The sequence below is a fragment of the Actinoalloteichus spitiensis RMV-1378 genome, assembly GCF_000239155.1.
In the GTDB taxonomy this organism is placed as follows: Bacteria; Actinomycetota; Actinomycetes; order Mycobacteriales; family Pseudonocardiaceae; genus Actinoalloteichus_B; species Actinoalloteichus_B spitiensis.
In genome coordinates this window covers 1-4,259 of the sequence record NZ_AGVX02000299.1, presented here as the reverse complement: position 1 = coordinate 4,259, position 4,259 = coordinate 1, and the positions used below count along the sequence as shown (strand labels likewise).

The 4,259-nt window shown below is 74.1% G+C and carries 4 protein-coding genes; 2 read left to right on the top strand and 2 right to left on the bottom strand.

All coding sequences use genetic code 11. The features are described from left to right. Positions 1 to 424: 424 nt before the first annotated feature. Positions 425 to 1,060, top strand: coding sequence for a VanZ family protein (locus ACTIDRAF_RS31975; protein WP_016699334.1), 636 nt, complete (start codon positions 425 to 427; stop codon positions 1,058 to 1,060). 47 nt (positions 1,061 to 1,107) lie between these two features. Next, positions 1,108 to 2,496, top strand: coding sequence for a mycothione reductase (locus tag ACTIDRAF_RS0213855; protein WP_016699333.1), 1,389 nt, complete (start codon positions 1,108 to 1,110; stop codon positions 2,494 to 2,496). Between the two features lie 27 nt (positions 2,497 to 2,523). Here ACTIDRAF_RS0213855 and map read toward each other — a convergent pair whose 3' ends face one another. Together map and ACTIDRAF_RS0213845 are read right to left on the bottom strand one after the other, a co-directional pair. Then, positions 2,524 to 3,381 carry a type I methionyl aminopeptidase gene (gene map / locus ACTIDRAF_RS0213850; protein WP_016699332.1) on the bottom strand — a complete coding sequence of 286 codons (858 nt, stop codon included), beginning with the start codon at positions 3,379 to 3,381 and terminating at the stop codon, positions 2,524 to 2,526. A 10-nt stretch (positions 3,382 to 3,391) separates the two neighbouring features. Continuing rightward, a complete protein-coding gene (locus tag ACTIDRAF_RS0213845) occupies positions 3,392 to 3,781 on the bottom strand; it encodes a DUF3054 domain-containing protein (RefSeq protein ID WP_016699331.1) in 390 nt (129 codons plus the stop codon). Positions 3,782 to 4,259 lie beyond the last annotated feature (478 nt).

The window sequence follows — 4,259 nt, the reverse complement described above, 5'->3', positions numbered from 1 at the left end:
GCGGCCGGCGGCACCCCCGCCGGCCGCTGGCGACCACCCCCTCCGCCCCGGCGGGTTCCGGTGGACCGGTGTCCCGGCCCGGATCCGGTCTCCGCCCGGCCTGGTAGCCCGAGCCCACCGCACCCGGCCCCGGCCGTGGTCTCGACCGACGCCGAAGGCGCGGGAGGGCGGTGGGGACCGGACGTGGACGAGCTGGGGGTGCGGGTCCTGCCGGGCCTGCTGGCGGCCAGTGCCGCCCTCGCGTTCGCGTTCCTGGTGCACGTGCTCGCACTGGTCGCCTACCTCCTGGTCGCCTACCTCCTGGTCCCATGCCCCCGCTGGTACCCGACCTCCGCGCCCACTAGCGCGGCCAGCGTCCCCAGCTCGAACCGCCGGCGAGCCCGCGCGGCCTGCCCGACGTCGCGGCCTGCCCGACGTCCACGCCGTGGGCGGCCTTCGCGCCGTGGCCAGGGACGACGGCCAGCAGTTCGCGATGAACACCGCATTGTTCGTACCCCTGGGGATGTTCCTGCGCCAGGTGTTCCGGCGAGGGGTGGTCGCCACCCTGGCGATCGGCGTGGCCACGACGCTGTTCGTGGAGTTCACCCAGCTCACCGGCAACTGGTCCGTCTCCCCCTGCCCCTACCGCCTGTTCGCCGTGGACGACCTCGTCGCCAACGCGGTGGGAACCGGGGTGGGGGTGCTCCTGGCTCCCCTGGTGCGCCTGGTCCCCGGGCAACGCGCGGTTGCGGCCCCCGGGAGCGCCCCGCCCGGTCACCACCGGTCGTCGCCTGGTGGGCATGGCCTGCGACGTCCTCCTGGTGCGGCTGGGCTGGCCGTCGCCTGGCTGGTCGGGCTGGGTGGCCCCGGTGTGCTGGCCGCGGCGGGTCTCGCGGGACGGGGGCCCGGGGCGCTCGGCTTCGCCGCCGCGCACGTCGTGGCGTTGGTCCTGGTCCCCGACGGCCGTGGAATGACCGGCCTGCCCAGTGGGTTGCACACTGTCGACTCCCGCCCGGCGCGGTCCGCCGGGCACGCGGAGACCCCGGAGGCCGACGTCAGTGGCACCGGGGCCTCCACCTGAGGGCGCGGTCACCCGACCCGCCCGGACGACGAGCACGGGGAACACGGATGCGGACATTCGACCTGATCATCGTGGGCAGCGGCTCCGGGAACTCGCTGCTGGACGAACGCTTCGCCGACTGGGACGTCGCGATCGTCGAGCGCGGCGTCTTCGGTGGCACCTGTCTCAACGTGGGCTGCATCCCCACCAAGATGTTCGTGCACACCGCAGACCTGGCCGCCACCCCCGCGGAGTCGGCCCGGTTCGGGGTGGACGCCACCCTGCGCGGGGTGCGGTGGCGGGACGTGCGGGACCGGATCTTCGACCGCATCGACCCCATCGCGGCCGGCGGTCGTCAGTACCGGGCGGAGGGCAGCCCCAACGTCACGCTGTACCAGGGAACGGCGGCGTTCGCGGGAGAACGAACCCTGCGCGTCGACCCGGGAGACGGACAACCGCCGACGACGATCCGGGCCGACCAGATCGTGCTGGCCACGGGCAGCCGCCCCTTCGTGCCCGCGGTTCCCGGACTCGCCGAGGCCGGCTTCCACACCAGCGACACCGTGATGCGGCTCGACGAGCTGCCGGCCCGGATGGTCGTTCTCGGCGGGGGTTTCGTCGCCGCCGAGTTCGCCCACGTGTTCTCGTCCTTCGGGGTGGAGGTCACGGTGGTCAACCGTGGCGAGGCCCTGCTCAGGGCCGAGGACGGTGACGTGTCCCGCCGCTTCACCGAGATCGCCTCCCGGCGTTGGGACCTGCGGCTGGGCCGGACCGCCCTGCGCGCCACCCGCGCCGGCGGCGTGACCAGCCTCGTCCTGTGGGGGCCGGACGGTGAGGAGACCGTGGAGGCGGAGGAGGTTCTGGTCGCGACGGGCCGCGTGCCCAACAGCGACCTGCTGGAGCCGGGAGCCGTGGGGCTCGACCTCACCCCGGACGGCAGGGTGCGGGTCGACGAGTACCAGCGGACGTCGCTGCCCGGGGTGTGGGCGCTGGGCGACCTCAGCTCCCCGTTCCAGCTCAAGCACGTGGCCAACCACGAGACCCGCGTCGTCCGGCACAACCTGCTGTGCCCCGACGACCTGATGGCCAGCGACCACCGGCACGTGCCGCACGCCGTCTTCTCCTCCCCCCAAGTCGCCTCGGTCGGTCTGACCGAGGAGGAGGCGCGGGTACGGGGTGTCCGGCACGTGACGGCGGTCCAGGACTACGGCGACGTGGCTTACGGGTGGGCGTTGGAGGACAACACGGGGTTCTGCAAGCTGGTGGCCGACCCCGAGACGGGGGCGCTGCTCGGGGCCCACCTGATCGGCCCGGAGGCTGCGACCCTCATCCAGCCGCTGATCCAGGCCATCAGCTTCGGCCTGCCGGCCACCGAGCTCCCCCGCCGGCAGTACTGGATCCACCCGGCGCTGCCGGAACTGGTGGAGAACGCGCTCCTCAAACTCCCCCTGGCCTGAGCGGGCGACCGCCGGCGGGAGCCGGCCTCACGGGACGGTGAGGACCTCGGCGCCGTCGGCGGTCACCAGCAGGGTGTGCTCGAACTGGGCGGTCCACTTCTTGTCCCGGGTGGTGACCGTCCAGTCGTCGTCCCAGATGTCGTACTCGATCGTGCCGAGGTTGATCATCGGCTCGATGGTGAAGGTCATCCCCTCCTCGATCACGGTGTCGACCGAGGGGTCGTCGTAGTGCAGGATCACCAGTCCGCTGTGGAACGACCGCCCGATGCCGTGGCCGGTGAAGTCCCGGACCACGCCGTAGCCGAAGCGGTTGGCGTAGGACTCGATCACCCGGCCGATGACGTTGAGCTGACGCCCGGGGCGGACCGCGCGGATGGCCCGTGCCAGCGCCTCGTGGGTGCGCTCCACCAGGAGCCGGGCCTCCTCGCTGACGTCGCCGGCGAGGAAGGTGGCGTTGGTGTCGCCGTGCACGCCGTTGAGGTACGCGGTGACGTCGACGTTGACGATGTCACCGTCCTCGATGACGGTGGAGTCGGGGATGCCGTGGCACACGACCTCGTTCAGCGAGGTGCAACACGACTTGGGGAAACCCCGGTACCCCAGCGTCGACGGGTAGGCGCCGTGGTCGCACAGGAACTCGTGCACGACGCGGTCGATCTCGTCGGTGGTCACACCCGGGGCGACCGTGCGACCGGCCAACTCCCGGGCCTGCGCGGCGAGTTTGCTCGCCGCGCGCATCCGCTCGACGACCTCGGCGGGCTGGACCCAGGGGTCGGTGTTGCGGGCCGGGGACGGCCGGTCGACGTACTCCGGGCGTTCGATCGAGCGGGGGACCGGTCGGCGGGGCGAGATGCTCCCAGGTCGCAGGGGGGCGCGTACGGGCATGACGTCAACCCTACGCAGCCCGCGCCCGGCCGTGCGCGGACACCCACCAGGCGATCAGGCGCCAGCCCACCAGGCAGGCGGCGAGGAATCCGGCCGCGACCAGCGCGAACGACAGCGGCGGCCAGTGCAGGACGATGGCGCGGATCCCGAGGCCTCCCGCCAGGGTGGCCAACCACACGCCCAGCCCGTGGAGCGGCCGCGCCGGGGCACGCCAGGCCCGGACCAGCAGCCACCCCAGGAGCAGCCCGACGAGGAAGGGCCACGCGGTGTCCAGGACGCCCACGACCCCACCTCCCCGCTCGTGTTCGCGCCGCCCCAGCGCGGCGAAGACGACGACGAGGGCCACGTCGAGGACGGCCGCGCCGAGGACGAGCCGTGGCCGGGAACTGTCTGCTGACATGCGGGCAGGGTAGGCCGGACGGACCGGCGCGCCCGAGGGGTGGCCCGTCGCGGGCCCGGTGCCGGCGGGCGTCGCCGGGTCGCCCCAGGGCTGGACCTCGGTGGTCCCACGCCCCGGGAGCGAGGCGGACCGCCGCCAGACCGCGCGCCCCTCGGGTCCGCCCCGTCCGCGCCGGGCCGGTCGGCGGCTCGGGTGGCGGGCGTTCGCCAGTCACTCCCCGCAGGGGCCGCCGGGCCGGCCGAGGAACCGTGACACGACCCCGCACCCCGGCCGCAGCCACGTCCTCGGTGCCGCACCCCACCGCGAGACGCCGGTCACGCGCCCGCCCGGGCCAGCTCCCCGGATACCACCGGCTGGTCCCGCCCGGAGCCGGCGCGATCCCGGGCCCGGTGCTCCCGGTTTCCGGCTGGCCCTGGCATCAACTCCCTCCCGGCTCGCGCCGGGATGTGCCGGCCTCCGGAGCGCACCGGTGGCCGAC